Annotated in this window: 23 protein-coding genes and 1 pseudogene; 8 read left to right on the top strand and 16 right to left on the bottom strand. The window is 73.3% G+C overall.

The window, feature by feature from the left end:
* Positions 1-56 precede the first annotated feature (56 nt).
* Together AY578_RS02135 and AY578_RS02130 are read left to right on the top strand one after the other, a co-directional pair.
* Positions 57-676: pseudogene (locus tag AY578_RS02135) on the top strand (LysE/ArgO family amino acid transporter).
* Positions 677-747: 71 nt separating this feature from the next.
* Positions 748-2,046, top strand: a complete 1,299-nt coding sequence (locus tag AY578_RS02130) for an MFS transporter (RefSeq protein WP_136237232.1) — start codon at positions 748-750, stop codon at positions 2,044-2,046.
* A gap of 26 nt (positions 2,047-2,072) precedes the next feature.
* Here the strand turns inward: AY578_RS02130 and AY578_RS02125 are convergent, their stop codons facing one another.
* From AY578_RS02125 to AY578_RS02115, 3 genes are all read right to left on the bottom strand, one after another.
* Entirely contained in the window at positions 2,073-2,528 is a 456-nt protein-coding gene (locus AY578_RS02125) for a cyclic nucleotide-binding domain-containing protein (protein WP_019526747.1), read from the bottom strand.
* Positions 2,529-2,837: 309 nt separating this feature from the next.
* Positions 2,838-4,304, bottom strand: a complete 1,467-nt coding sequence (locus AY578_RS02120) for an aminotransferase class I/II-fold pyridoxal phosphate-dependent enzyme (protein ID WP_136237231.1) — start codon at positions 4,302-4,304, stop codon at positions 2,838-2,840.
* 58 nt (positions 4,305-4,362) lie between these two features.
* Positions 4,363-4,593 carry a hypothetical protein gene (locus AY578_RS02115; protein WP_019526745.1) on the bottom strand — a complete coding sequence of 77 codons (231 nt, stop codon included), beginning with the start codon at positions 4,591-4,593 and terminating at the stop codon, positions 4,363-4,365.
* Between the two features lie 145 nt (positions 4,594-4,738).
* Here AY578_RS02115 and AY578_RS02110 point away from each other — a divergent pair, with 145 nt between their 5' ends.
* From AY578_RS02110 to AY578_RS02095, 4 genes are all read left to right on the top strand, one after another.
* Positions 4,739-5,182 (top strand): ATP-binding protein, encoded by a 444-nt coding sequence (locus AY578_RS02110; protein WP_136237230.1) that lies wholly within the window; start codon positions 4,739-4,741, stop codon positions 5,180-5,182.
* 224 nt (positions 5,183-5,406) lie between these two features.
* Positions 5,407-6,261, top strand: a complete 855-nt coding sequence (locus AY578_RS02105; protein WP_019526743.1) for a SigB/SigF/SigG family RNA polymerase sigma factor — start codon at positions 5,407-5,409, stop codon at positions 6,259-6,261.
* Between the two features lie 60 nt (positions 6,262-6,321).
* The gene (locus AY578_RS02100) at positions 6,322-6,543 is read left to right on the top strand and encodes a DUF5133 domain-containing protein (protein ID WP_028960273.1); all 222 of its coding nucleotides are present in this window, start codon (positions 6,322-6,324) and stop codon (positions 6,541-6,543) included.
* Positions 6,544-6,571: 28 nt separating this feature from the next.
* A complete protein-coding gene (locus AY578_RS02095) occupies positions 6,572-7,003 on the top strand; it encodes a hypothetical protein (protein WP_019526741.1) in 432 nt (143 codons plus the stop codon).
* Positions 7,004-7,296: 293 nt separating this feature from the next.
* Here the strand turns inward: AY578_RS02095 and AY578_RS02090 are convergent, their stop codons facing one another.
* The 10 genes from AY578_RS02090 to AY578_RS02045 all read right to left on the bottom strand — a co-directional run bounded on the left by AY578_RS02090 (position 7,297) and on the right by AY578_RS02045 (position 22,627).
* Positions 7,297-9,528 carry an FUSC family protein gene (locus AY578_RS02090; RefSeq protein ID WP_028960272.1) on the bottom strand — a complete coding sequence of 744 codons (2,232 nt, stop codon included), beginning with the start codon at positions 9,526-9,528 and terminating at the stop codon, positions 7,297-7,299.
* A gap of 61 nt (positions 9,529-9,589) precedes the next feature.
* On the bottom strand, positions 9,590-10,963 hold the full coding sequence (locus tag AY578_RS02085; protein WP_026244113.1) for an NAD(P)/FAD-dependent oxidoreductase: 1,374 nt from the start codon (positions 10,961-10,963) through the stop codon (positions 9,590-9,592).
* A 130-nt stretch (positions 10,964-11,093) separates the two neighbouring features.
* Complete coding sequence (locus AY578_RS02080) at positions 11,094-12,815, bottom strand: PP2C family protein-serine/threonine phosphatase (protein WP_215048399.1); 1,722 nt, start codon at positions 12,813-12,815, stop codon at positions 11,094-11,096.
* Complete coding sequence (locus AY578_RS02075; protein WP_019526737.1) at positions 12,812-13,879, bottom strand: ATP-binding SpoIIE family protein phosphatase; 1,068 nt, start codon at positions 13,877-13,879, stop codon at positions 12,812-12,814. The genes AY578_RS02080 and AY578_RS02075 overlap by 4 nt, the downstream gene beginning before the upstream one ends.
* A complete protein-coding gene (locus AY578_RS02070) occupies positions 13,879-14,322 on the bottom strand; it encodes an anti-sigma regulatory factor (RefSeq protein WP_019526736.1) in 444 nt (147 codons plus the stop codon). The genes AY578_RS02075 and AY578_RS02070 overlap by 1 nt, the downstream gene beginning before the upstream one ends.
* Positions 14,322-14,735: an STAS domain-containing protein gene (locus AY578_RS02065; RefSeq protein WP_136237228.1), complete on the bottom strand. Its 414-nt coding sequence runs from the start codon at positions 14,733-14,735 to the stop codon at positions 14,322-14,324. Before AY578_RS02065 ends, AY578_RS02070 begins: the two co-directional genes overlap by 1 nt.
* Positions 14,732-15,631 (bottom strand): STAS domain-containing protein, encoded by a 900-nt coding sequence (locus AY578_RS02060; RefSeq protein ID WP_019526734.1) that lies wholly within the window; start codon positions 15,629-15,631, stop codon positions 14,732-14,734. Before AY578_RS02060 ends, AY578_RS02065 begins: the two co-directional genes overlap by 4 nt.
* 73 nt (positions 15,632-15,704) lie before the next feature.
* Complete coding sequence (locus AY578_RS02055; RefSeq protein WP_026244112.1) at positions 15,705-16,097, bottom strand: STAS domain-containing protein; 393 nt, start codon at positions 16,095-16,097, stop codon at positions 15,705-15,707.
* Positions 16,098-16,199: 102 nt separating this feature from the next.
* Positions 16,200-18,608 (bottom strand): SpoIIE family protein phosphatase, encoded by a 2,409-nt coding sequence (locus AY578_RS02050; RefSeq protein WP_420341328.1) that lies wholly within the window; start codon positions 18,606-18,608, stop codon positions 16,200-16,202.
* Between the two features lie 14 nt (positions 18,609-18,622).
* A complete protein-coding gene (locus AY578_RS02045) occupies positions 18,623-22,627 on the bottom strand; it encodes a hybrid sensor histidine kinase/response regulator (RefSeq protein ID WP_258901850.1) in 4,005 nt (1,334 codons plus the stop codon).
* Between the two features lie 355 nt (positions 22,628-22,982).
* On the opposite strand from AY578_RS02045, the gene AY578_RS02040 reads away from it, so the two are divergent.
* Positions 22,983-23,354 carry a hypothetical protein gene (locus tag AY578_RS02040; RefSeq protein ID WP_019527401.1) on the top strand — a complete coding sequence of 124 codons (372 nt, stop codon included), beginning with the start codon at positions 22,983-22,985 and terminating at the stop codon, positions 23,352-23,354.
* Positions 23,355-23,384: 30 nt separating this feature from the next.
* Here AY578_RS02040 and AY578_RS02035 read toward each other — a convergent pair whose 3' ends face one another.
* Positions 23,385-23,819: an ATP-binding protein gene (locus AY578_RS02035; protein ID WP_019527402.1), complete on the bottom strand. Its 435-nt coding sequence runs from the start codon at positions 23,817-23,819 to the stop codon at positions 23,385-23,387.
* Between the two features lie 146 nt (positions 23,820-23,965).
* Positions 23,966-25,864: an AMP-dependent synthetase/ligase gene (locus AY578_RS02030; protein ID WP_028960267.1), complete on the bottom strand. Its 1,899-nt coding sequence runs from the start codon at positions 25,862-25,864 to the stop codon at positions 23,966-23,968.
* Between the two features lie 127 nt (positions 25,865-25,991).
* Here AY578_RS02030 and AY578_RS02025 point away from each other — a divergent pair, with 127 nt between their 5' ends.
* Positions 25,992-26,228 carry a DUF6480 family protein gene (locus tag AY578_RS02025; RefSeq protein WP_019527404.1) on the top strand — a complete coding sequence of 79 codons (237 nt, stop codon included), beginning with the start codon at positions 25,992-25,994 and terminating at the stop codon, positions 26,226-26,228.
* 121 nt (positions 26,229-26,349) lie between these two features.
* Here AY578_RS02025 and AY578_RS02020 read toward each other — a convergent pair whose 3' ends face one another.
* On the bottom strand, positions 26,350-26,673 hold the full coding sequence (locus AY578_RS02020) for a putative quinol monooxygenase (protein WP_136239891.1): 324 nt from the start codon (positions 26,671-26,673) through the stop codon (positions 26,350-26,352).
* Between the last annotated feature and the right edge of the window lie 16 nt (positions 26,674-26,689).

The raw sequence follows: 26,689 nt of genomic DNA, 5'->3' as shown, positions 1-26,689 counted from the left end.
GTACGTAAGAATCATTAGCTGTACTGAACCGGGTCGTCCGGCCTACCGTCGACGCCATGACCAGCGCTTTCGCCCCCGCCTTCGCCGGTTTCGGCACCGGACTGTCCCTCATCGTCGCCATCGGCGCGCAGAACGCCTTCGTGCTGCGCCAGGGGATCCGCAGGGACGCCGTGCTCGCCGTCGTCGGCATCTGCGCCCTGTCGGACGCCGTCCTCATCGCCCTCGGCGTGGGCGGGGTGGGGGCGGTCGTCGTCGCGTGGCCGGCGGCGCTGACGGTGGTGGGCTGGATCGGCGGCCTCTTCCTGCTCGGCTACGGCGCCCTGGCCGCGCGCCGGGTGGTCCGCCCGGCCGGCACGGGGCTCGATGCGGAGGGCGGGGCGGCGGCCGGGTCGCGGCGCCGGCCGTGCTCACCTGCCTCGCCCTGACCTGGCTCAACCCGCACGTCTACCTGGACACGGTGTTCCTCGTGGGCTCGGTCGCCGCCGACCACGGCCCGGCGCGCTGGACCTTCGGCGTCGGGGCCGCGCTGGCCAGCCTGTGCTGGTTCGCCGCGCTCGGCTTCGGCGCGCGGCTGCTCGGCCGCTTCCTGGCCCGCCCCGCCGCCTGGCGGGTGCTGGACGCCCTGGTGGCCGCCACCATGATCGTCCTCGGTGTGACGCTGATCGCGGGAGCCTGAGGACGCGCCGCCCCGGCGGCCTGCCATAGTGAGTCCCGGCCAAGTGGATGTAAGCACCAACCAGGACGGTCGTGGACACCAGCGAGAGCAGTACCGAGCCCCGCACACCGGACGCCGAGCAGGAGAAGGGCGGACCGCGCGGCTGGCGACGCTTCGCCATGGACACCCGCCCGCTGCGCCGCCCCGCCTACCGCCGTCTGTGGGCCTCCACCGTGGTCACCGCGGTCGGCAGCCAGCTCACCGCCGTCGCGGTGCCCAAGCAGATCTACGACATCACCGGCTCCTCCGCCTGGGTCGGCACCGCGGGCCTCGCCGGACTGCTGCCGCTGATCGTGTTCGCCCTGTGGGGCGGGGCCATCGCCGACAGCATGGACCGGCGCAAGCTGCTGCTGCTCACCAACACCGGCATCGCGGTCACCTCGCTGCTGTTCTGGGTCCAGGCCTTCATCGGCCTGGAGTCCGTGTGGACGCTGATGCTGCTGCTCGCCCTGCAGCAGGCGTTCTGGGGCCTGAACGCGCCAGCCCGCAGCGCCTCCATCGCCCGTCTGGTCCCCGCGGACGAACTGCCCGCCGCCAACGCGCTCGGCTCCACCGTGATGCAGACCGGCCAGATCGCCGGACCGCTGCTCGCCGGCGCGCTCATCCCCGTGATCGGGCTGGCCGAGCTGTACCTGATCGACGCCCTCGCGCTGTGCGTCACCGTCTGGGCGGTGTACCGGCTGCCCTCCCTGCCGCCGCTCACCGCCGCCAAGGCCGGGAGCGCCGGACTGCGCGGCGTCCTGGAGGGCTTCCGCTACATCTCGGGGCACGCGGTGCTGCTGCTGTCGTTCCTCGCCGACATCGTCGCCATGGTCCTCGGCATGCCCCGCGCCCTGTTCCCGCAGCTCGCCTCCGAGACGTACGCCCCCTACGGGGAGGGCTTCGCGCTGGGCCTGCTGTTCGCCGCGATCCCGATCGGCGCGGTGCTGGGCGGGCTGTTCTCCGGCACGTTCTCCCGGGCGCGCCGGCACGGCTGGATGGTGATCGGCTCGGTCGTGGTGTGGGGGCTCGCCGTCACCGGGTTCGGGCTCAGCGGCGGCCTGTGGTTCGCGGTCGCCTTCCTCGCCCTCGCCGGGGTCGCCGACATGGTGTCCATGGTGTTCCGCGGGGCCATCCTGCTGTCCGCCGCGACCGACGAGATGCGCGGCCGGATGCAGGGCGTCTTCACCGTCGTCGTGGCCGGAGGCCCCCGCCTCGCCGACGTGCTGCACGGCACCGCCGGGTCCGCCTTCGGCCCCCGCACGGCCGTCGCGGGCGGCGGCATCCTGGTCGTCGTGGTGATGCTCGCGCTGGCCGCCGCGATGCCGGCGCTGCGCCGCTACCGGGTCTGACCGCGTGCGGCGGGCGGTCGCCCTCACTACACGACGAAGCCGCGTCGCATCGCGTACTGCTCCATGAGCTGGCCGCGGGTCATCTCCAGCCGGTGCGCCAGCACCTCGGCGACGCAGCGGACCAGCGACAGCCCGAGCGCGGTGTCCGCCTCGCACAGCCGCAGCACGGTCGCCGCGTCGAACTCGTAGGCGCGGACCTGGCTGAACGCCAGCGCTCCGAAGTCCCATTCGTACGGCGGGAACAGCCAGGACCAGCCCAGCAGGTCGCCCGCGCCGAGCCCGGCGACGGTGATCCGCTGCACCTCGTTGAGCGGCTGGTCCAGGGAGACGGCGCCGGAGCGTATGACCCAGAAGCGGTCGGCGTGCCCTCCGGACTCGAAGATGCGGGTGTCCTCCGGGAAGTACACCTCACGGGCCAGCGTCATCAGGCGCTCGCGCTGGTGGTGGGGGAGGGCGGTCAGCAGTTTGATCGCTTTGGTCATGGGACGGGGCTCCTCGCCGGGATGCGGTCCGGGTGCTTCCCTCCCTACTCATTTCAGCCTCTGCCGCCGTTCGGGGCACCTCGGCGGGGGGAACGGGTCCCGAAAGCTGCGGCCTGGCCGTGTCGGGGCATGAAAAAGCCCTGGCTGGACGGGGGAAGCCAGCCAGGGCGGTAAACGGTGGTGTCCGGAGGAGTCTGGTCGACTCCGTCACCACGTATGAGTGAACGATAAACCATTCACCGGATGTCCGCGTAATCGGGGGTGTGCGCGACGACCCGTACGGTCCCTGCGCGACGACCCGTACGGTCCCTACGCGACGACCCGCACCGTCTCCAGGTCCGGGTCCGTCGGATCCGGCAGGTACATCCCCGCCTCCAGACCCGTCCGCAGATAGCGCAGCACCGGCTCGGTCAGCCGCTCGCCCGGCAGCACCGCCGGGATCCCCGGCGGGTACGGCGTGATCATCTCCGCCGCGACCCGTCCCGCGGCCTTCTCCACCGGCACGTCCTCGGCCGCCCCGAAGAACGCGTCCCGCGGCAGCACCGCCTGCTCCATCCGCAGCTCGCCCGGCTCCGGCACGGCGACCTCCGGGCCCCCGCGCAGCCCGGGCGCCTCCCGGCTTAGCTCGCGCAGCGCCGACAGCAGCTCCCCGGTGGTCTCCCGGTCGTCTCCGTGCGTGATCTGCGCGCCGATGCGGCGATGGTCGACCAGGTGCGCGTCGAGCGCCCGGTGCTCACGCAGCCAGTCCGCCGCCCGGTAGCCGGTGATGCCCAGCTCCTGGATGTCGATCACGCACGGCAGCGGGTCGAAGTCGTCCGCGAACCCCGGCCCGCAGTAGTCGTCGCGGCCGTCCACGTGCATCCCGTCGATCTCCTCGACCGCCCCCCGCACCTCGGCCGCCAGCTCCAGCGCCGCCCCCATCAGCTCCTCGCCCCGCAGCGCCATCTGCCGCCGCCAGCCGTCCAGACCCGCGAAGATCAGCACCGAGGGGCTGGTGGTGCCGAGCAGATCGGCGCGCGTGCCCAGCAGCGCCGGCGGCACCAGGTCCCCCCGCAGATGGAACACCGAGCCCTGCTCCAGACCGCTGCCCATCTTGTGGATGCTGGTCACGCAGATGTCCGCGCCCGCGTCCATCGCCCACGACGGCAGCTCCGGGTGGAACGGCAGATGCGCGCCCCACGCCTCGTCCACGATCAGCGGGCGTGAGCGCCGGTGGCACACCTCGGCGATGTCCCGCAGCGCCGCCGCCGCGCCGTACGGCGTCGGACTGGTCACCAGGGCGCCGCGCGCGTCCGGATGCGCTTCGAAGGCCGCCTCGAACTCCGCGGCCGACGGCGGGTGCGCCACATGCCGTCCGGCGTCCCACCGCGGCTCCACCCACACCGGTCGGACGCCGGACAGGATCAGCCCCGACACCACCGACTTGTGGGCGTCCCGGCCGATCAGCAGCTTCTCGTGCGGGCCCGCGACCGACAGCATCGCCGCCTTCACCGACAGGGAGCTGCCGCACGTGCTGAAGAAGGTGTGCTCGGCGTGCACCGCGTCGGCCATCAGCTCCTGCGCCGACTGGAGCACCCGGCCCCGGGTCAGCCGGTCGTCCAGGCCGCCCGTCGCCAGCACGTCGCCGAGGAAGACGGCGTCCCCGAGGATCTCGCGCACCGCCGGATCCGCTCCCCGCGCCTGCTTGTGGCCCGGCGGCGTGAATCCCAGCCGTCCACTGCGGTGGTACTCCTCCAGTGCTTCCAGGACCGGTGCCCGGTGGTGATCGGCAGTCATACGCCGCCGGGTTCCCGACACCCCGGGCGCCAATCCGCCGCGCCCTGCGCGAGGCCTGTCAGCCCGGTGTCGCGTGCTTGCCCGGCGTCAGGATCTCGTCCAGCACCCGCAGCACCACCCCGTAGGCCACCGTGCGGATCTCGGCGTCCCGCGCCTCTCCGGCGTCCCCCGCATCCCCCCGGCCCAGCCGCTCGCCCCGCGCCCGCCAGGCCCGCTCCTCCTGGGCCGCGCACGCCCGTGCCCGCTGGATGCGCCGCAGCAGTTCGTCCGAGTCCACCACATCGGTCATGCGCACCGGGTACCCGCGGTGGGCGTGCGATCACGGGGCAGGCGGAAACGGCCAGGGAGGTTTGCCTGAACCGTGACAGGTGAGGCGAAAAGGGAGGTCCGAGGCAAAACCGTCCACCACTGTCCCCGATCCAGGGAGTCACCCCATGAGCGAGGAGCACCGCATCGATTCCGTTGTCCGGCCGCCCGGCGACCGGCCCGCCGGGCAGCCGTGCCCGTCCCGCCCCGCCGAGGTGCGCGAGGCCGTGCTGCGGGCGGTGGCCGAACGCTGCCAGACCACCCGCACCCCCTGCGACACCGAGGCGCTGGCCGACGCGCTGCTCGTCGCCTCCGAGCTCACCACCAACGCGATCCTGCACGGCGGGGGAGTCACCGGCTTCGAGGTGGACGTCGACGGCCCCGGCGTCCTGCTGTCCGTCAGCGACCGCAGCGACGCCCTGCCCGTCGCCGTGCCCGCCGTCGACGACCAGGGCCGGCGCCGCCCCGGCGGCCACGGCTGGCCCATCGTGTGCCGGCTGGCCCGCGACGTCCGGGTGTCCGACCTGCCCGCTGGCGGCAAGCGGATCACCGCCCTCGTCTCCCTGGTCTGACCCGCCCCGGCACCCTCCCGCACCTCCGGCGCACTCCGCGGCAATTTCCGCGAAGAAGTGGAGTTTGTTCTACCGGACCGGGGGCAATCGGAGGTTCGTGCTTCGGACCGGAGGCGCGCCGGCGGGAGTGGCACGACCGCTCCGGGACTCGGATTCCTCCGTGCGTCCCCGCGACGACCACCCCGCGGTAGATCCCTGAAACCACCGTTCGGGAGCTGAACCGCATGCTCATTGACACGTCCGCACCACGTCCCGGCTCCTCCGGAACGACCGCCGCCCCGACCCGTCGGCGGCACGACGACGCCCCCGACACCACCACACTCTTCGCCCGGCTGGCGACCCTCGAGGACGGACCCGAGCGGGACGCCGTCCGCGATGAACTCGTCACCGCCTGGCTGCCCATGGCCCACCGGATCGCCGGCCGCTTCCGCGACCGCGGCGAGTCCCTCGAGGACCTGCGCCAGGTCGCGGCCCTCGGCCTGGTCAAGGCCATCGACCGGTTCGACCCGAGCCGCGGCGCCTTCGAGAGCTACGCCGTCCCCACCATCACCGGCGAGGTCAAGCGCCACTTCCGGGACCGTATGTGGGCGCTGCGCGTGCCGCGCAGGATCCAGGAGCTGCGCAACAAGGTGCGCGTCGCCCGCCGCGAGCTCACCCAGAACCCCGGCAGCCCCGAGCCGTCCGTGGCGGACATCGCCGCCCACACCGGGCTGACCGAGGAGGAGGTGTCCGCCGGCATGGAGGCGCTGGAGAGCTTCAGCACTCTGTCCCTGGACGCCGAACTTTCCTCCGACGACGACGGCTACAGCCTCGCCGACACCCTCGGCGCCTCCGACTCCTCCTACGACGTGGTGGTCGACCGCGAGTCGGCCAAGGAGGGGCTGCGGCGCCTGCCGGAGCGGGAGCGCGCCATCCTCTACATGCGCTTCTTCGAGGACATGACCCAGAGCCGGATCGCCGACCGGCTGGGCATCTCCCAGATGCACGTCTCCCGCCTGATCAGCCGCAGCTGCGCGCGTGTGCGGGCCGACGTGCTCGGCCAGCGCTCCGCCCGCGGCGGCGGCCGCCCCACCGCCTGACCCGTCGACGCCGCGCATCGCCCGTACCGCGCGCACCGTCCGTCAAGGAAAGCGAGTCCCATGCTGAAGCCCCACCCCACCGAGCTGCGCCGCCTCGTGGAGGAGTACGAGGCCCTGTCGGCGTCCCCCGCGACGGCTCCCGAGTCGCGGATCGCCGACCTGGCCTACACCCTGTGCGTGTCGACCGGTACCCGGGACGTGGGCAGGGCGCTCGCCACGGCGCGCGCCTGGCTGGCACCCGACGGACGCGACACCGCCGCGGCCGAACCGGCCGCCGTGTGATCCGACGCAGGAAGGGAACCCGAGGCCCATGAGCGAATCCGAGTTCACCCCGGAGAACCGCCCCGTGGACGTGTATCTCGACCTGCTGCGGGTGCGGATGGACACGGAGGACTACCGGCTTCTGCTCCGTCTGGTGGAGCCGGTCCTCGAGGCCATCGACGAGCACCGCCTCTCGGGCCTCGACCTCGCGCTGGACGGCGGGGACGAGGAACTGCCCCAGGAGGTCCGCGACGAGGCCGCCCTGGTCATCGCCACGGCGGTCACCGGCCGCCTGGACAACGAGGTGGTCGAGCTCGACGTCGACGACGACACCGGGCCGGTGCGGGTGGTCACCGACGCGGAGACCGCGGCGGATCCCTCCCGGCTGGGCGAGATCGCCGGCATCATCCGCGACCGCCACCGCCAGAACGAGGAGCTGCGAGGCATCGCCGAGGCCAGCGGCCTCCCCACCGACTTCTGAACCACCTCCCTCCCCCTCACCGCCGGGGCCCCGGATCCACGGACCGGGGCCCCGGCGCCCGTATGCGAGCCGCCCAGGGTGCGGGGGAACTGCGCGGACAACCCCCACGCGGCCGCACCCGCCCCGGAGGCTCAGCCGCTACAGGGGCGCGGGGAACTGCGCGAGCAACCACCACGCCGCCGCACCCGCCCCGGAGGCTCAGCCGCTACAGGGGCGCGGGGAACTGCGCGAACAGCCCCCACGAGGCCCCACCCGCCCCGCTACGACAAGTCCCGAGCTCACAGGCGCGATCCTCAGGGCTCAGGTGTCTTCACCGGGACGTCCAGCGGCCGCGCCAACCCCACCACCGCCTCGTCCAGGCGTTCCAGATGACGCAGGACCCGGCCGGTGATGCGGCCGTAGCGGGACGCGTCGTCGTCGGCCAGGAGGGACGCGATGCTCGGGCCCGTCTCGACGGGGTCCGTGACCTCGTCGTCGGCGACGCGGGCCGCGATCGTGCGGATGTTGCGCACCGTGCGGCCCGCCGCGCCCCGCAGGCGGGGGTCCGCCGCGATGGACGGGTGGGTCGGCAGCAGCTCCGCCGTCGCGGCCAGCGAACGCGCGTGGTACGCGCAGGTCTCCAGCAGGGCCACCACGTACCGCGCGGTGGTGCGCCGGGCCCGCAGCGGGGTGACCGGGTGGGTCAGCGGCTTGGTGGCCGACCGCAGGTCGCCCAGCGCCTGGTCCAGCTCCCGCGCCTTGTCCAGCAGCTCGTCCGCGGGCCCGCCGCTCAGCTGCGTCACCGCGGCCTCGGTGACGTCCGACAGCCGCTCCAGCACCGTCACCAGCAGCTCGTTGGTGCGCCAGTCGGTCCGCACCGGCAGCACCAGCGCCGCCGCGACCACCCCGCACACCGCGCCCAGCGCCGTCTCCTCCACCCGCAGCACCAGCACCTCCCAGCTGTAGGTGTGCAGCAGGGTGTACAGCAGCCCCAGCATCGCCGTGACGAAGAACGACATCAGCGTGTACGAGAGCGGCGCCGTGTAGAACATGGCGAAGATCAGCACCAGCACCAGCGCGAACGCCAGCACCGTGTTCCCGCCGACAAGACCGGCCAGCAGGATCCCGGCGGCCACGCCGAACACCGTGCCGAGCAGCCGCCGGTAGCCCTTGACCAGGATCTCCCCGGTGGACGCGGTGTTGATGAAGACGATCCAGCAGGTCAGCACCGCCCAGTACCAGCGGTCCGTGGACAGCAGCTCCCCGCCGACGATGGCCAGCGTCGAGCCGACGGACACCTGCACGGCGGCCCGTGTGGTGGGCCGACGCAGCCCCTTCGGCTCCTCGGCCTCCTCCGCCTCCTCGGCGTCGATCGCGGCGTCCTCGGCGTCCAGCTCCTCCCGCGACCTGGCCGTCGCGGGACTGTCGTCGGACTCGTCCTGCGGCCCGTCCAGGGCGATCCGCAGACCCATCACGGCGCGGGCAGCCTCGCCGATGCCGCGGAACACGTCCCGCACCGGCGCGGACGCGGCCGGGAGGTTCTCCTCGTCCCGGTAGCCGAGCAGCCGGTTCCGCACCTGGGCCACGCCCGCCCCCGCCGTCCCGGTCCGCAGGATCAGCGCGCGCAGCGCCCGCAGGTCACGGCGGAGCTGCGCGGTCGCCTCCTCGGGGCCGGGCAGCCGCCCCACCTCCGGCGCGGGGGCGCCCGGCAGATGCAGCGTCAGGGTGTCCGCCCGCTGCGCGCTGCGCGCGGACAGCAGCAGCAGTCCCAGCCGCTCGGCGGCGATCTCCGCGTCGGCGATCCGTCGCTGCACCAGCCGCGCGGTCGGCTCGTCCGGGGTGCCCTCCTCCAGCCGGCTCTGGATCATCAGCGCCGTCTCGTGCAGCCGGGCGGTGCGCTCACGCACCTCCTCCAGCGCCTTGTCGGCCTCGTCGGGCCCGGCGTCCAGCAGCGCGATCTGCGCCGACACCAGCCGCGCCAGCCGCACCCGGAACGCCTGCCGCAGCCGCGCCAGCAGCCCGGCCGGCGTCACCGGCACCACGGCGAACCGCACCAGGGCGCTGCACGCGAACCCGACCGTGATCACCGCCCACAGCGCCGGGAGCCGACCGGGCGTCGCGCCCACGAACAGGGACACGAAGTACATCTGGAAGCCGATCAGCCCCAGCGTCAGCCCGCGGTCGCCGAACCGTCGGCCGTACACCGCGCAGAAGATCAGGACGACGGAGAAGACGTCGCCCACCACCACCCGCTCGCTGAGCAGCGCGCCCAGTGACACCGACACCAGCGCCACCGGCAGCCCCATCGCCAGCGTGACCGCCTGCGCCTCGCGCTTGCGCTCCCGGATGGCGAAGGTGGCGACCATCGACGTCATCGCGCCCGCCACGAGATGGGTGAGGTCCGCGCCGGTCGGGGCGAGCACGGCCAGGGTCAGCGCGATCGCCCCCACCGTGCGCAGCCCGGCGGTCAGCCGCAGCAGCCCGGGGTCGGACGCCGCCAGGTGGTCGCGCAGCCGTGTGCCCGACCGCCTTACCGCCGCCTTCACGCCCGTGCACGCTCCCCCGTCGTCACCGCTCCGTCCGTCGTCCCGGCCTCCGTACGCCGGGTCACCGAGCCGCCCGGCCCGCTTCCTCGACGTGCGCCCGCACCTGTTCCGGTGTCAGGTAGGCGTCCAGGTACTCGAAGTCGCGCAGGTTGCCCGGCCGGTGCGCCTGGAAGCCGGTGCGGACGAAATCGTCGCCGGCGACCGCGTTCAGCAGCCAGTTGGTCATCACGCGGGTCTTGGCGACCCCGGTGCGCAGCGCCGACCAGTGGTAGCCGCGGGCCACCACCTGGGCGGGCAGCCCGTGCAGTTCGTAGCCGAGCGGCTTGGACACCGCGTCCTTGCCGCCGAGGTCCACCACGAGCCCCAGGTCCTGGTGCATGTACGGCCGGGTCTGCCGGCCCCGCAGGGAAGCGATGACGTTCTCCGCGACGTGCCGGCCCTGCCGCAGCGCGTGCTGCGCGGTCGGCGGGCACACCGCGTCGTCGCCCTTGGCCAGGTCCGGCACCGCGGCCGAGTCGCCGAGCGCGAACACCCCGTCGTGCCCCGGCAGCCGCATGTCGGCGTTCACCGCGAGCCGGCCCCGTACGGTCTCCGCGTCGAGCGTGCCGATCAGCGGGCTGGCCACGACGCCCGCGGTCCAGATCAGCGTGCGCGTGGGCACCACGCGGCCGTCGGTGAAGGTGACCTCCTCGGCGCCCGCCTTGGCGATGGACACGCCCAGCGAGATCTCGATGCCGCGCCGGGTGAGGATCTCCTGCGCGCTGCGGCCCAGCTTCTCGCCCAGCTCGGGCATCAGCTTGGGCGCGATGTCGATCAGATGCCACTTGATCAGGCCCGGGTCGAGGCGCGGGTAGCGCTTGACGGCGGCGTGCGTCAGCCGCTGGAGGCAGGCCGCGGTCTCGGTGCCCGCGTAGCCGCCGCCGACCACCACGAACTGCAGCCGCGAGGCGCGCTCCGCCGGGTCGTTGCAGGCGTCCGCCAGGTCCAGCTGGGAGATCACGTGGTCGCGAAGATAGGCGGCCTCGGCCAGCGACTTCAGTCCGAAGGCATGGTCGGTGAGGCCCGGGATGTCGAAGGTGCGGGTGACGCTGCCGGGCGCCAGCACGATGTAGTCGTACGGCTCGTCGACGATCTCTCCGGCGATGGTCCGGATGACGCACACCTTGGCCCGCAGGTCCACGCCGATCGCGCCGCCCGGGATGATCCGGGTCCGGTACTTCTCGCTGCGCCGCAGGGAGATCGCGATCGACTGGGGGGTGAGCACCCCGGAGGCGACCTGGGGGAGCAGCGGCAGATACAGCTGGTAGGACATCGGCGTCACCAGCGTCAGCTCCGCCTCGTCCGGAGTGAGCCTGCGCTCCAGCCGCCGCACGCACTCCACACCGGCGAAGCCGGCGCCCACCACGAGGATCCTGGGTCGTGTCACGATGTCCATCCCTTCGTGCGGCTTCAGGCGGTCCGCCTCGAACGTCGATGCCTGACGCGTGCCCCTGTTGAGCTCCACGATGCCCGCCCCGGTCCCGGACCGCACCGGGAACCGTCACGCCGGGGGACACGGGGCGGCCTCAGTCCCGCAGGTGACAGAGCAGCAGACACACGTCGTCGTCGCGCTCCGAGTCGCTGAGAAGGGGCTGCAGCACGCGGTCCGCCGCGTCCTCCAGGTCCGTGTCCAGCTCCGCGCGGTCGAACGAGGCGAGGGCCGAGCCGAGGCGCTCGATGCCCGGGTCGATGCCCTGGGAGCGCCGCTCCACCAGGCCGTCGGTGTAGAGGGCCAGCGTCGAGCCGGGCGTCAGGCGTTCGGTGTGGTCGGGGATCTCCTGGCTCAGCGGTATGCCGAGCATCGCGCCCGGCTTGGCGTCCAGCGTGCGCACCTCGCCGTCCGGCAGCCGCAGCACCGGCGGCGGATGGCCCGCCGCGGCCCAGGTGAGGGTGCGGTCGTCCGGGTGGAAGCGGGCGATGACGGCCGTCGCGAACAGGTCCGGCTGGAGATGGCGCAGATAGCCGTGCAGCCGGGTCAGCAGCCGTCCGGGGCTGTCGCCGTCCACGGCGTAGGCGCGCAGCGCGGTGCGCAGCTGGCTCATCATCACCGCCGCGTGCAGTCCGTGGCCGGTCACGTCGCCGATGACGGTGACCAGGCTGCCGTCCCGCTGCAGGAACGCGTCGTACCAGTCGCCGCCGATGTTCAGCCCGTGCGTGGCGGGCAGATAGCGCGCGGCCAGCCCCACGCCCGGGGCCGAGGGCAGCTCCGTCAGCAGGGCGCGCTGCAGCGTCTCCGCGATGTCCCGGTTGTGTTCGAACCGGCGCGCGTTGTCCAGGGCGATCCCGGCCCGCCGGGCCAGCTCTATCAGCATCACCGCGTCGTCAGGGTCCCACCGCTCGCCCTGCGGAGACAGCGTCAGCACGCCCAGCGGAGCCCGGCGCGGCGTCAGCAGCGGCACGCACAGCAGCGGCCGGTTTGGGGCCAGCACGGACGGCGGCCGGTCCTCCACGCCCGGCAGGTTGCCGGGATGGTCGGCGGCGTACTGCGGGCGCCCGGTGCGGGCCGCCTGCACCGCCGCGCCCGGATGGTCAGCGGGCAGCGGGCGGCCGTCCTCGTGGTCGAACAGCCAGACGTCGACGCCGTCGGCGTACCGCGGCACCAGCAGCTCCGGCAGCCGGCGCAGGATCTCGTCGTGGTTCAGCGACGCGGTCAGCGCCGCGCTGGCGTCCGCGAGGAACGTCAGCCGCCGCCGCGCGTTCTCCGCCTCGGTACGGGCCCGGCGCTCCGCGGCGAACGCCTCCCGCTGCGCCCTGCCCGCCGCGTCCAGCTCCGCGTGCAGCGCCAGGACGCCCTGGTTGGTCTGGTGCAGCTCCTCCCGGTGGAAGGCGACCAGATCCTCCTGCGCGGCCAGCTCCTCCAGCACCACCGAGGTGTCCTCGTCGGCCCCGAGCAGCCCCTCGGACAGCGCGGCCGTCTCCTCCGGCACCGGGCACGGGTCGGACAGCCGGCCGGGTTCGGGACAGGGCACGGACGTCGTCCACGGGGTGCGCTCCCCGGCGGCGCCGTCCGGGGCCGGGACGACCACCACGTGCAGCTCGCCGGGACCGCCCTCGGTCCCCTCGCCGCTTTCCACGGTCAGCAGCCATGTGCCGCCCTTGGTGAGGCACTGCCGCAGCTGCCCGCTCAGCGCGGCGGCCAGCCGGGTCCGGGCCACGGTGGGCACCCCGCACGCGGCGGCCAGCCGCGCCACGGAGATCCGGGCGCGGGCCGCGTCGGTGACGGTCGCGATGCGCCAGGCACGCGTCATGAAGAAGCCTCCGGGACGTTGGCGAGCACGGCCACGGCGGTGTCGTCCCGCACCGGACGGGCCGCGCTGCCCGCGTCGCGGACCGCCACGGCGGCCGTCACGGCCGGGTCGGCCGGCGGCACGCCGGTGTCCGCGGGCGGCGTCCAGCGCGACGACAGCCCGTCGGTGTGCAGGATCAGCAGGCTCTCCGGGGTCCAGGCCACCTCGTCCTCACGGACCGTACGCGGCCGGTGCGCGCCGACGATCCCCGGCCGGGACAGCAGCGTCCGCCAGCGTCCGCCGTCCCGCAGCCGCGCGGTCACGTTGCCGATGCCCGCGAAGCGCAGCCGTCCGGTCCAGGTGTCCAGCTGGACCGCGGCGACCGCCGCGCCGCGGGTCCCGGACAGCGCTGTGTGCAGCCGCTGGAGCAGCTCGGAGGGTGGCAGCCGGGCGCAGTGCCGCAGCTCCTCCACGGCGGCGTCGGAGGCGCGGGCGGCCTCCGCGCCGTGCCCGAGGCCGTCCGCCAGCATCAGCGTCACCCGGTCGCCGGACCGCACCCAGGACCAGGCGTCCCCGGACAGCTCCGCGCCCGCGAACGGCACGTTGATCCCGCCCGCGCGCACCCCGAGGGAGCGCGACGGGTCCTCCTCGGGCACGAGCCCCGCCGTGGCGGGCCCGACCCGGGCCACCGCGACCGTGCCCCGGCCCACCACGCTGTGCAGGCCGAACGCGTCGGCGATCCGCCGGCACGTCCCCAGGCCCGCGCCGAGCGAGCCGCCGGTGGTGAACCCGTCCTCGAACGCGCCGGCCACGTCGGCGATGCCCGGCCCGTGGTCGAGGGCGGTGATCTGCACGGCCCGTCCCGGCCGTCCCTCCGGCAGCACGGCGGGGTCGACGACGTCGACGACCACTTCGCCCGCCTTGGCGTGCTTCAGCAGGTTGGTCGCCAGTTCGGTGGCCACCAGCGCGCACGCCGCCCGGCGCTGCTCGTCCAGCCCGGCGCGGCCCGCTGCCTCCTCGGCCGCCACCCTGACGTCGCGCACCCGGGTCGCGTCGTGCACCGGCACATGCCACACGCGCGGCATCACATGCCCCCGCGCGGCCGGACCGGCCGGGACACCCAGGAGGTGACCCGCACGGTGGTGCCGGCACCCGGGGTGCTGTCCACCTCGAAGTCGTGCACCAGGCGCCGCGACCCGCCCAGCCCCATGCCCAGTCCGTCGCCCGAGGTGTAGCCGTCGCTGAGGGCCCGCTCCAGATCCGGGATGCCGGGACCCTCGTCGGAGAAGGTCAGCCGCAGCCCGGGCGTGCCGTCGGCGGCGGTGACCCGTGTCGTCTCCAGCACGCCGCCCCCGCCGTGCACCAGCGTGTTGCGGGCCAGCTCGCTCGCGGCCGTCACCAGCTTCGTCTGGTCCACCAGACCGAAACCGACCCGGGTGGCGGCCTGCCGCACGTGCTGACGCACCCACGCGAGGTCCATGTCCGACCGGATGGGCAGCCGCGCCTCCACGTCCGCGGCGGTGTCCATCACGGTCTCCCCTCGCCGCCGGGCCGGTTCGCCACGACGGGCTGCGCCAGCATCGCCAGAGCCGCCTCCGTGTTCAGCGCCGTACGCAGCTCCGGGAACGTCAGGCCCAGCTCCACCAGCGTGATGGCGACCGCGGGACGCATACCCGCCACCACGGTCCGCGCGGCCAGCAGCTCGGTCTGCGCCGCCGTCTCGGCCAGCACCCGGCCCAGGAAGGAGTCGACGATCTCCACCCCGGAGATGTCGATCACCACGCCGGCGACCCGGCTGGCGACGATCGTCTCGGCCAGGTCCTGCTGGAGCTGGGACGCCATGCCGTCGTGCAGATCGCCCTGGAGGGTGACCAGCAGGACGTCCCCGAGCCGCAGCACCGGCACATGCCCCCCGGCCGGGCGGGCGAAGTGCTCGCTCACCGCAGGACCGCACCCTCGGCCGGGGCGTTCACGATGTTCGCGCCCAGCTCGTTCAGGCAGTACCCGAGCGCGTCGGCGAGGCTCGCGCGGGTCTTGACCGTGCCGAGGTCCAGGCCGAGGTGGACGATGGTCTGCGCGATCGCCGGACGGATGCCGGAGACGACGCACTCGGCGCCCATCAGCCGGGCGGCGGCGACCGTCTTCATCAGGTGCTGCGCGACCAGCGAGTCGACCGTCGGCACACCCGTGATGTCGAGGATCGCGAACCGGGCGTGCTGGTCGACGACCGCGTTCAGCAGCGTCTCCATCACCACCTGGCTGCGGGCGCTGTCCAGCGTCCCGATCAGCGGGACCGCCACGATCCCGTCCCACAGCTTGATCACCGGGGTCGCCACCTCCAGCAACTGCAGCCGCTGCCGGTCGATGAGGGCCTGGTTCTCACTGAGCGCGGTCTGCATGGTGACCAGCCGCAGCGTGCCCATCAGCACGCTCAGCGCGGTCGCGCACTCCCGCCGCCGCTCGGGGTCCTCCTGGTCCAGATCGGCCACCAGGAGGTTCTCCACCGGCGGCAGCAGCGCGGCCAGCTCGCTGGAGACCTGGGTGGTGGACAGCCCCGCGCGGGAGCGGGCCGCCCCCATCCGGGCGAGCTGCTCGCGCACCCCGGTGAACCCCGCGGCGTCCGGGTCCTCGATCCGCTGCGCGTCGGCCACCTGGGCCAGCGCGTCCACGATCACCCGGCCCGCGTCCACCGCCTCGTCGCGCGAGACGGTGAACACCGTACGGAACAGGGGCTCGTCGGCCCATCGCTGGGCGATCTGCTCCCGTCGCCGCCGCAGGAACTCCCCGACCTCCCGGGCGGGGCTCACCTGGGTCGCGTCCGCTTCGTGCTCCGGCACCTGTCTGCTCTCCTCCTCGTCGTCACAAAGCGCCCGGACCCGTGACGGGGCCGGGCGGGCGGGGCGGTCCCGCTCAGGCCTCGGGCTCGGCCGGGGCCGCCTGCGGGTGGTCGACGCGCTCCAGCGCCTCGTCGACGCTCTCCGACACGGGCACGGTGATGCTGACGCCCGTCAGATCGAGGATCCGGCGCACCGCGGGGGTGGGCGAGATGATGTGCACGCTCCCCGGCAGCTCCCGCGCCTCCTGGTAGACGCGCAGGATGATGTTCATGCCGGAGGAGTCCATGAACGGCACCGCCGACAGGTCCAGCAGGAAGTGCCGGCGGCCGTGGTGCAGCTGGTTCGCCAGATGGTGCTGGAACTCGGTCGCGGTGTCGACGTCCAAGTAGCCCTCGACGGTCACGAGGGCCACGTCCTCACGAGGAAGTGTCACCTCGACGGACAACGGGTCCTGGGCAATGGGCACGAGTACCTCCAACAAGGTGATCAAGCTCTTCGTCGCGCAGCCGCGCGTACCCCCGAATCGCCCCCTCATGCCTGCCGCCGCAGGATCGGCCGTCCGCGTGACCTACCCCACTCTGATCCCCACGATGCACGTGTCGTCGTCGGTGTCCGACCTGCTGTACGTGAGCAGCCGGTCGAGCCGCTGGTCGAGCGTGCCCGGGGCCTTCGCCGCGGTCGTGAGGAGGTGCGTCAGCGACTCCTCCACCGAGCGGTCCCGGCGCTCGATCAGCCCGTCCGTGTACATCAGCAGGTTGTCGTCCGCGGCGAGCTGCACCTCGCCCTCCTCGTACCGCGCCTCGGGCACCGCGCCCAGCAGCAGACCGCGTACCGGGGGCAGCGGGGCCGCCTCGGAGCCGCGCACCAGCACCGGCGGCAGATGACCGGCCCGCGCCCACCGCAGGGTGCGGGTGGCCGGGTCGTACAGACCGCACACGGCGGTGGCCGTGACCCCGCCGGTGAGATGGTGCACGACCATGTTCAGCCACGACAGCAGCTGCCCGGGCCCCGCGCCGGTGACGGCGAGGCCGCGCAGCGCGTTGCGCAGCACGACCATGCTGGTCGCCGCCTCGATGCCGTGCCCGGCGACGTCGCCCACGCACAGCAGCACCAGACGCGACGGCAGCACCACCGCGTCGTACCAGTCGCCGCCGACCAGCTGCTCCGCCTCGGCCGGCCGGTAGCGCACGGCCACGTCCAGGTCGGCCATCTGCAGCGGACCCTGGGCGGGAGGCATGATCGCGCGCTGCAGCTGCAGCGCCAGCCGGTCCCGTTCGCTGGCCTGCTGCTCGGTGTGGGCGAGCTGGTCGCGGGTCGCGGCCAGCGCCACCTCGGTCCAGTGCTGCGCCGAGATGTCCTGGTAGGCGCCCCGTACGGTGAGCAGCCGCCCGTCGGTGTCCAGCACCGGCTCGGCGACCACCCGGATGTGCCGGGTCACTCCGTCGGGCCGCTGCAGCCGGAACGCGGCCGAGGCCGGACGCCGGTGGTGCAGCAGCGTGCGCAGGAAACGGCCGATGGCGACCGCGTCGTCCGGGTGGGCGTACGCCGGCAGGTTCTCCAGCGGCACCGGGGGACTGGTCTCCGGACGCCCGTACAGGTCGAACAGCTGGCCGTTCCAGGTGATCTCCCCGGTGAGCAGGTTCTCCTCGAACCCGCCGATCCGGCCGAGCCGCTGCGCGTGCTGCAGCAGGCTCGCCAGCCGGGCCGTCTCGTCCTCGATCCGCCAGATGAACAGGATCCCCGACCCGTGCCGGCTGACGCTGATGTCCGCGACCGCCGACAGGGGCACCTGGTCCACCAGCGCGGTCAGGTGCAGGCGCCGGGCTCGGAACGGCTCACCCGTGGCGTAGACCCGCTCGATCCGCTGGAACAGCTCGCTCTCCCCGGCGGCCATCGGGTACGCCTCCAGCAGCAGCGCCCCGCTGACCATGCCGCGCGGCCGGCCCGCCGGGTCCAGGAAGCGGCTGTTGACGTGCTGGATACGGAAGTCGAGCAGATTGCCCGAGGCGTCCAGGTGCGGCACGAGCACCAGGGCCGGGTCGTACAGCCCGTCGGCCAGGTCCATCAGCTCGGCCGCGTCGGGCAGCGCCCGTTCCGGACGGGCGGGGCCGTCGGGCGCCGTGTACGTCTCCAGGGTGTGCGCGCACAGTTCCGCCAGCGCCTCCACCTGACGCACGATCTGCGGCCGCTGCGGGGGCAGCGGCTCCGGCCACACGATCTCCAGCACGCCGTACACCCGCCCGCCGGTCCCGGCGGGCACGGCCGCGCGGCCGCCGTCGGGGTGATGGTGACGGCCCACGCTGGGCAGCCCCCGCTCCGCCAGCGACTCGATCCACAGCCCTTCGCGCTCGGCCAGACCGCATCGCGCGACGGTCGCCACGTCCGGCGGCACGTAGTACCAGCGCGCCGCCTCGGCGGGGGAGAAGCCCGCGCTGCCGGCGAGGGTCAGCGACCCGTCGGCGCCCGCCGCCGCCGCCCAGATCGCCACGGCCACCGCGCCCAGCGGGCGCAGCGCCTGCTCCAGCAGCGACTCGGCCACCGCCTGGGTGTCGTCGGCGGCGAGCGCCCCGCTCTCCGCCGCCCGCAGCCGTACGGCCGCCGGGTCGCCCTCCGCCTCCGCCTCGGCGGCCGCCCGGGTGGCGGCCAGGAAGGCGTGCGTCACCTCGGACATCCGGTCCCGGGCGGCCTGGTTGATCACCTCGACGGCGAACTCCAGCTGCGTCGTCCCGGCCTGCTCGGTCAGCTCCGCGAGCTGCCGCGCCGCCTGCGCCGGACCGCACCCGAGGCGCTCCACGAGGATGCCCTTGGCGAGCTCGATCAGCGCCCGCCCCTCGGCCTCCGCCTGCGCGGCCCGCACCTCACGGCTCAGCCGGTCCACCGTCGCCGCGAGCCGGCCCACGGGGGAGTCGGCGGCCACCCCGGCCGGACCCGCCGGGGTGCTCCGCAGCTCCATCCCCTCGGGCGGCGGCTCGCTCATGTGCTCCTGGACGCTCATGCCGGCAGCCAGCGGCGCACGCAGGCGATCAGCTCACGGCTGTCGACCGGCTTGGTGACGTAGTCGCTGGCGCCCGACGCGAGGCTCTTCTCCCGGTCCCCGGGCATCGCCTTCGCGGTGACCGCGATGATCGGCAGGTCCGCGTACCGCGGCATCGACCGGATCTCGGCCGTGGCGGCGTACCCGTCCAGCTCGGGCATCATCACGTCCATCAGGACCAGCGCCACCTCCGGGTGGTCCACCAGTCTCTCGATGCCCTTGCGGCCGTCCTCGGCGTGCAGCACCCGGAAGCCGTGCAGCTCCAGGATGCCGCTCAGCGCGAAGAGGTTCCGCGCGTCGTCGTCGACGACCAGCACGGTCCGGCCCGCGAACGAGCCGTCCACCACCGTCTCCGGCGCGCTCCGCTGCGCCTCGTCCGGGCGCACCAGCGACAGCACGTCGCCGGGCTCCTCCGCCGACAGATGCAGCGCGATCCGCTCCCGCAGCTCGTCCAGGCTGGACAGGAACTCCAGCGCCGTGCCCGAGGCGCGGTCGCGCAGGCTCGCCTCCACCCCGGCGTCGGCGCGGTGCCCGCTGTGCACCAGGACGGGCACGCTCGCCAGCGCGGAGTCACCGCGCAGCGCCTCCAGGAAGCGGCTCACCTCCGCCTCCGCCATGCCCAGCTCCAGCACCACGCAGTGGCAGGGGTCGGCGGCCAGCGCGCCGGCCGCCTCCTGGGCGCCGACGGCGGTGATGATGTCGACCGCCGGACGGGAGCCGCCGCCGGTGTGCGCGACGTCCTGCACCACGCTCTCCGCGACCAGGGTGAGCAGACCCCGGGGCCGCTCCTCCACCACCAGCAGACGGCGCGGACGCCGGCCGTGCTGGGCGGGGGCCGCCTCGATCGCGGGCGTCCGGCCGGACGCGGCCTCAGGGAGCTCCTCCCCGGCCGGCTCGCCCTCCACGGCCGGCGCGGGCCGCAGCTGCTGCTCGAAGTCGGGGCGGGCCACCGGCAGGAACAAGGTGAACGTCGAGCCCTGGCCCGCGACGCTGTCCACGGTGACCGCGCCGCCCAGCAGGTGCGCGATCTCCCGCGTGATGGACAGACCCAGGCCGGTGCCGCCGTACTTGCGGCTGGTGGTGCCGTCGGCCTGCTGGAAGGCACCGAAGATCGACTCCAGGTGCTGCTCCGGGATGCCCACGCCGGTGTCGCGCACCCGGAAGGCGACCACGGGACCGCCCCGCAGCACCTCCTGCGGCACCTCGTCGTCCGGGGCCGGCTCGATCCGCAGCTCCACCTGGCCGCGCTCGGTGAACTTCACCGCGTTGGACAGCAGGTTGCGCAGCACCTGACGCAGCCGCGAGTCGTCGGTGAGCAGGTCCGCGGGCGCGCCCGGCGCGGTCGTCACCGTGAAGTCCAGGCTCTTCTGCATGGTCATCGGCCGGAACGTGGCCTCGACGTACTCGACGAGACGGCGCAGTTCCACCCGCTCCGGGCTGACGTCCATCTTGCCCGCCTCGACCTTCGACAGGTCGAGGATGTCGTTGATCAGCTGCAGCAGGTCCGAGCCCGCCGAGTGGATGATCTGCGCGTACTCCACCTGCTTGGGGGAGAGGTTGCGCGAGGGGTTCTGGGCGAGCAACTGGGCCAGGATCAGCAGGCTGTTGAGCGGGGTGCGCAGCTCGTGGCTCATGTTGGCCAGGAACTCCGACTTGTACTTCGAGGCGAGCGACAACTGCTGCGCCCGCGCCTCGAGTTCCTGCCGGGCCTGCTCGATCTGCAGGTTCTTCGCCTCGATGTCCCGGTTCTGCGAGGCCAGCAGCGCAGCCTTGTCCTCCAGTTCGGCGTTGGAGCGCTGGAGTTCCTCCTGCTGGGTCTGCAACTCGGCGGACCGCTCCTGCAGTTCGGCGGTGAGCCGCTGCGACTCCACCAGCAGCTCGTCGGTGCGGGCGTTCGCCACGATGGTGTTGACGTTGACGCCGATGGTCTCCATCAGCTGCGCCAGGAAGTCCTGGTGGATCTGGGTGAACGGGGTCACCGACGCCAGCTCGATCACGCCGAGCACCTGGCCCTCGACCACGATCGGCAGCAGCACCAGCGCGGTCGGCACCACCTGTCCGAGCCCGGAGGAGATGGTGACGTAGTCCGGCGGCAGCTGGTCCACCAGGATGGTGCGCCGGCTGCGCGCGGCCTGTCCGACCAGCGTCTTGCCGAAGGCGATACGCGTCGGCCGTCCGCTGTCGTCCGGGTAGCCGTAGGAGCCGACGAGCCGGAGCTCGGGGCCGTCCTCGCCGTCCTCCGCGAGGTAGAACGCGCCGTACTGGGCCGACACCAGCGGCACCAGCTCGTCCATGATGAGCTCCGCGACCACGGGCAGGTCGCGGTGACCCTGCATCAGCCCGGACACCCGGGCCAGGTTGGTCTTGAGCCAGTCCTGCTCCTGGTTGGCGCGGGTGGTCTCGCGCAGGGACTCCACCATCGCGTTGATGTTGTCCTTGAGCTCGGCGACCTCGCCGGACGCCTCCACGTTCACCGAGCGGGTCAGGTCGCCCTCGGCGACCGCGCTGGTCACCTCGGCGATCGCGCGGACCTGCCGGGTGAGGTTCCCGGCCAGCTCGTTGACGTTCTCGGTGAGCCGCTTCCAGGTGCCGGAGACCCCCTCGACCTCCGCCTGTCCGCCGAGGCGTCCTTCGGTGCCGACCTCGCGGGCGACGCGGGTGACCTCCTGGGCGAACGCGGAGAGCTGGTCGACCATCGTGTTGATGGTCGTCTTCAGCTCCAGGATCTCGCCGCGCGCGTCGACGTCGATCTTCTTCGACAGGTCGCCCCGGGCCACCGCGGTCGTCACCAGCGCGATGTTGCGCACCTGGCCGGTGAGGTTGTTGGCCATGGAGTTGACGTTGTCGGTGAGGTCCTTCCAGGTGCCGGCGACACCCGGCACGTGCGCCTGTCCGCCGAGGCGTCCCTCGGTGCCCACCTCGCGGGCGACGCGGGTGACCTCGTCGGCGAACGCGGACAGCGTGTCCACCATCGTGTTGATGACGTCCGCGAGGGCCGCGACCTCGCCGGCCGCCTCGACGCGGATACGCTGCGAGAGGTCGCCCCGGCCCACCGCGGAGGCGACCTGGGCGATGGAGCGCACCTGACCGGTCAGGTTGGACGCCATCACGTTGACGTTGTCCGTGAGGTCCTTCCAGGTGCCCGACACCCCCCGCACCTGCGCCTGTCCGCCGAGGCGTCCTTCGGTGCCGACCTCGCGGGCGACGCGGGTGACCTCGTCGGCGAAGGCGGAGAGCTGGTCGACCATCGTGTTGATGGTGTTCTTGAGTTCGAGGATCTCGCCGCGGGCGTCGACGGTGATCTTCTGCGACAGGTCGCCCTCCGCGACCGCCGTCGCCACCAGCGCGATGTTGCGCACCTGGCCGGTGAGGTTGCCGGCCATGAAGTTCACCGAGTCGGTCAGATCGCGCCAGGTGCCCTTGACGCCCTGCACGTCCGCCTGTCCGCCGAGGCGTCCTTCGGTGCCGACCTCGCGGGCGACGCGGGTGACCTCGTCGGCGAAGGCGGAGAGCTGGTCGACCATCGTGTTGATGGTGTTCTTGAGTTCGAGGATCTCGCCGCGGGCGTCGACGGTGATCTTCTGCGACAGGTCGCCCTTCGCCACCGCCGTCGTCACCTGCGCCACGTTGCGCACCTGCGCCGTGAGGTTGCCCGCCATCGCGTTCACCGAGTCGGTGAGGTCCGCCCAGGTGCCCGAGACCCCCGGCACCTGCGCCTGACCGCCGAGCGTCCCCTCCGTGCCCACCTCGCGTGCGACACGGGTGACTTCGGAGGTGAACAGCGACAGCTGGTCCACCATCCCGTTGAAGACCTTGGCGATGTCCCCCATGAGCCCGTCGGCGTCCCCGGGCAGCCGGGTCCCGAAGTCCCCGTCCCGTACGGCCGTCAGTCCCGCGAGGAGCTGCCTCAGCTCCTTGTCCCCCGGCACCGTGTCGGTCCCCTCGGTGCTTCCCCTGGTCATGCGCACCCTCGTTCCGGCCCCATTCAGTGCGCATTTCCGCAGATCAGCGGAGTCGCGCGGAGAGAAATACGCCGCAGATTAACCCAGGTGGCGGGCGCGCGACAAAGCAGAGGCCGTGCTTTCGGGGCGGGTTGAGAATCACGTTTTCCGGCGTGCATGTTCCCGGGGAACCGGGGTACCTGATGCGGTTTCACGTCCGCCCGGCCGGGACGGCCGTATTCGGCGGGCGCCGTTCGAATGTGTGCCCGCCGGACGGGTATCTGCTCGGGTGGAGGAGGGGCGGAGTTCCGGCCCCGCTCGTGCGAAGGGGGAGCAGTTCATGGCGAGCAGTCGTACCTCGGGGAGGCCGGAAGCAGTGCCCACCGACAGCATCTGGTCGTACGCGCCGGGCGTCGACCACGCCCGCGGCGCGGACCTCACGGGCTACACCGTCGTCGCGCGCGACGGCACCGCCGGCCGCGTCGACCGTCAGGCCGGGCACCACGGCATGCCGCACCTCGTCGTGGACACGGGTGTGTGGGTGTTCGGCCGCAGCCTCCTGGTCCCCGTCGGGGTGATCACCGCCGTCGACGCCGACGGACGGAAGCTGACGGTGTCCTGCACCCGGGCCGAGCTGAAGGCCGCGCCGCGCTTCCGCACCGACAGCGAGACCATGGACCGCGTCTACCTCACCGCCGTCGGCCACTACTACAGCGAGCTGCCCCGCGAGGAGCGGCCCGCCGGATGAGCGCGGGGCCTGGCCGCCCCGCCGCCGGATTCACCAGGGCAGGAAGACGTGGATGTCCTTCCCCTGCCCGTGCGTCACGACGCTCACCTGGTCGCAGAGGGTGTGGATCAGATGCCAGCCGATGCCGCCCCCGCCGCTGTGCGGATGGAACGGGCGCGGGGCCGGTTCGGTGGTGCTGGTGTCGTGCATCACCACATGCACCCCGTCGAACGTACGGCGCAGCCGCAGCTCGAACGGTCCGGGGGCGTACTGCACCGCGTTGGCGGCCAGTTCCGTGACCACCAGGAGTATGTCGTCCCAGTGCTCCGGCGCCGACGGCGCCGACGCGCGGGCCAGGTCGAAGAGGAATTCCTCCGCGACCAGACGTGCGTCCGTCACATCGTGCAGCTCCCCCGGGAAGCTGGCGATGCGGCTTGTGATCTCCTCGCCGGCCAGTGTCCTGTCCCTACGCGACTCGGGTGCCATGTCGCCTTCCAGGCCCCGGTCGTCGCCGGGACGGTCGTCGCTGCTGTTGCGTTCCCCGATCGTTGGGTTCCCGTGCGGGCGGAGCCTACGCGCCCGCCTGCCCGACGGTGCGGGGTGACAAACCCCGCACCCCGTGCCGCGCATGATCAGCGGAACACGTTGTCCTCGTCCCACACCGACGCGTCGGTGTGGGACGAGGGGCGCGCCGGGCGGGTGCGGGACTGGTACATCGCGTCGATCTCCAGCGCGTAGCGGCGCACGATCTCGTCCCGGCGCAGCTTCATCGACGGCGTCAGCAGTCCGTTGGACACGTCGAACGGCTCCGGCAGCACCCGGAACACCCGGATCGACTCCGAACGGGACACGCTGCTGTTGGCCGCGGCGACCGCCCGCCCGATCTCCTCACGCAGCGCGTTCTCCTCCCGCGCCTCCCGCGCCGGGGCGTCGCCCTGCAGCGACAGCGCCGCCCGCCAGTCCGCCAGGAAGTCCGGGTCCAGCGTGATCAGGGCGCCCACGCACGGCCGGTTGTCGCCCACCACCACGGCCTGATGGACGAGGGGGTGCATCCGCAGCCGCTGCTCCAGGGCGGCCGGGGCCACGCTCTTGCCGCTGCTGGTGACGATGATGTCCTTCTTGCGGCCGGTGATCGTGAGGTAGCCCTCGCCGTCCAGCCGGCCCAGGTCGCCCGTGGCCAGCCAGCCGCCCCGCAGTGCGGCCCGGGTCGCGGCCGGGTCGCCGACGTACCCCTGGAACACCGACGGCCCGCGCACCAGGATCTCCCCGTCCTCGGCCACCTTGATCGCGGTGCCCGGCAGCGGCTGCCCGACCGTCCCCGACTTCTCCCGGCCGTACGGCTGCATGGTGATGCCGCCGCTGGTCTCGGTTAGGCCGTAGCCGTCGTGGACGTAGATGCCGATGCCCTCGTAGAAGAGGGACAGGTCGCGGGAGAGGGGGGAGCCGCCGGAGGTGGCCCGCAGCACCCGGCCGCCGAGCGTCGCCCGCAGCCTGCGGTAGACGGTCCGCTCGTACAGGGCGTGCTGCATCCGCAGGTCGAAGCCGGGTCCTGAGCCGCGTCCGAGGCGCTGCCGCTCCGTCGCCGCCGCGAAGTCCCGCGCGGTGCCGGCGGCCCGCTCGAACAGCGCCCCGCGCCCCGACAACTGCGAGGCGCGCAGGAAGTTCTTGTAGATCTTCTCCAGCAGGGACGGCACCGCATACAGATACGTGGGCCGGAAGGACCGCAGCGACGTCGACAGCGCGTCGGCGCTCAGGTCCGGCTCGTGGCCCATCAGCAGGCCGCCGCGGATGCACAGGCTCTGGATCATCAGCCCGTACACGTGCGAGAACGGCAGGAACGCCAGCACGGACCCCTGCTCGCCGGGCGGCGCCGCGACATGGCCCCAGCCCGCCAGCAGCGTGTCGCAGATGAACGCCAGCCCGCGGTGGCTGAGGGCGCAGCCCATGGCGTGCCCCGAGGCGCCGGACGTGTACGCCACCACGGCCGTGGCGTCCGGCAGGACGATCCGCCGCAGCGAGTCGACCGTCGCCGCCGGGATGGCCTCGCCGCGCGCCACGAGCTGGTCCAGCGCGCCCGCGTCGAGCTGCCACACGTGCCGCAGCCGGGGCAGCTGGGCACACACCGAGCCGACGGTCATCACGCTCTGCTCGTCCTCGACCAGCACGGCCACACAGCCGGCGTCGCGCAGGATCCACTCGACCTGCTCCCGCGAGGAGGTGGGGTAGATCGGCACGACCTCGGCGCCCACCGTCCACAGGGCGTGGCACAGGACGGTCCACTCGTAACGGGTGCGCGCCATGATCGCGACGCGGGTGCCCGGCTGGATGCCGGATGCGATCAGACCCTTGGCGAGATCGACCACCTCGTCGCGGAACTCGACGGCGCTGACCTCCTCCCAGGTGCCGGAGGCACCGGTGCGGCGGGCCAGCACCGGCATGGTCGGGCTCTCGGCCGCCCTCACGAACAGGCTGTCGGCGAGACCGCCGGTCAGGGGCGAGGCGGACGGCGGAGCGAGAGCGAGGTCGCGCATGCACTGCTCCTCACGGTGACGGGGGTGGCGGTGCATGAATGTAGTCCAGCCGGGCGGGCCCTGGGCCGGGATCACGTCAAGTGTGTCCGCACTGATGACTGGGCCGCTTTCGGGGGACCCGGTCCCCATGACCTACGTCAATCCCGATCCCGATCCGGACCGCACCACCGGCCTCGAGGCGGGTGGCGGCGTCCCCCCGGGCGAGACGCCGCCCGCGGAGAGCAGCATGCCCGAGGCGGGCCCGTACGAACTGGACCACAACCCCGCCAAGGGCTGGTCCAAGGGCCCCCTGACCGCGATCCTCGCCGTGGTCGCCTTCATCGCGGCGTTCTTCCTGGTCTACGCGATCATCCTGCTCCTCTGAGAGGCCCCCGCCCCGCCACCTCGGCCGCCGAGCCGCGCAGCCCGGTGGCGGGTCCCGGTGCGGCCCGCGCCCCGAACGGGGCGCGGACCGTCGCGCCCCCGGCTGCGGCGCCGGGCAGGCCCTAGTGAGCGGGGCGGAACGGGCGCAGCAGGCGGATGCCGTCCTCGACGGATCCCTCGATCAGTTCGAGCATCCGCGGGACGAGTTCCCGCATCCGGGGCGCGGCGAGGTGGGCGTCGAGGTGGGCGCGGGTCTCCCAGCGTTCGTGGATGACGAACTCGCCGGGCCTGCCCTCGACTTCGTGGGCCTCGTAGTCGATGTTGCCGGGGTCGTTGCGTGAGGGAGTGACGGCGGCGGTGATGAACGCCCTGAGGTCGGCCTCCCGGCCCGCTTTCGCCCTCGCGTCCCAGACGACGGTCACATAGCCGGTGGGTGTTGCGGTCATGGTGTGTTCTCTCTCT

Origin of the sequence: Streptomyces thermocarboxydus (genome assembly GCF_024760485.1) — a bacterium.
Classification (GTDB): Bacteria; Actinomycetota; Actinomycetes; order Streptomycetales; family Streptomycetaceae; genus Streptomyces; species Streptomyces cellulosae.
This window is presented reverse-complemented; position numbering and strand designations above follow the sequence as displayed.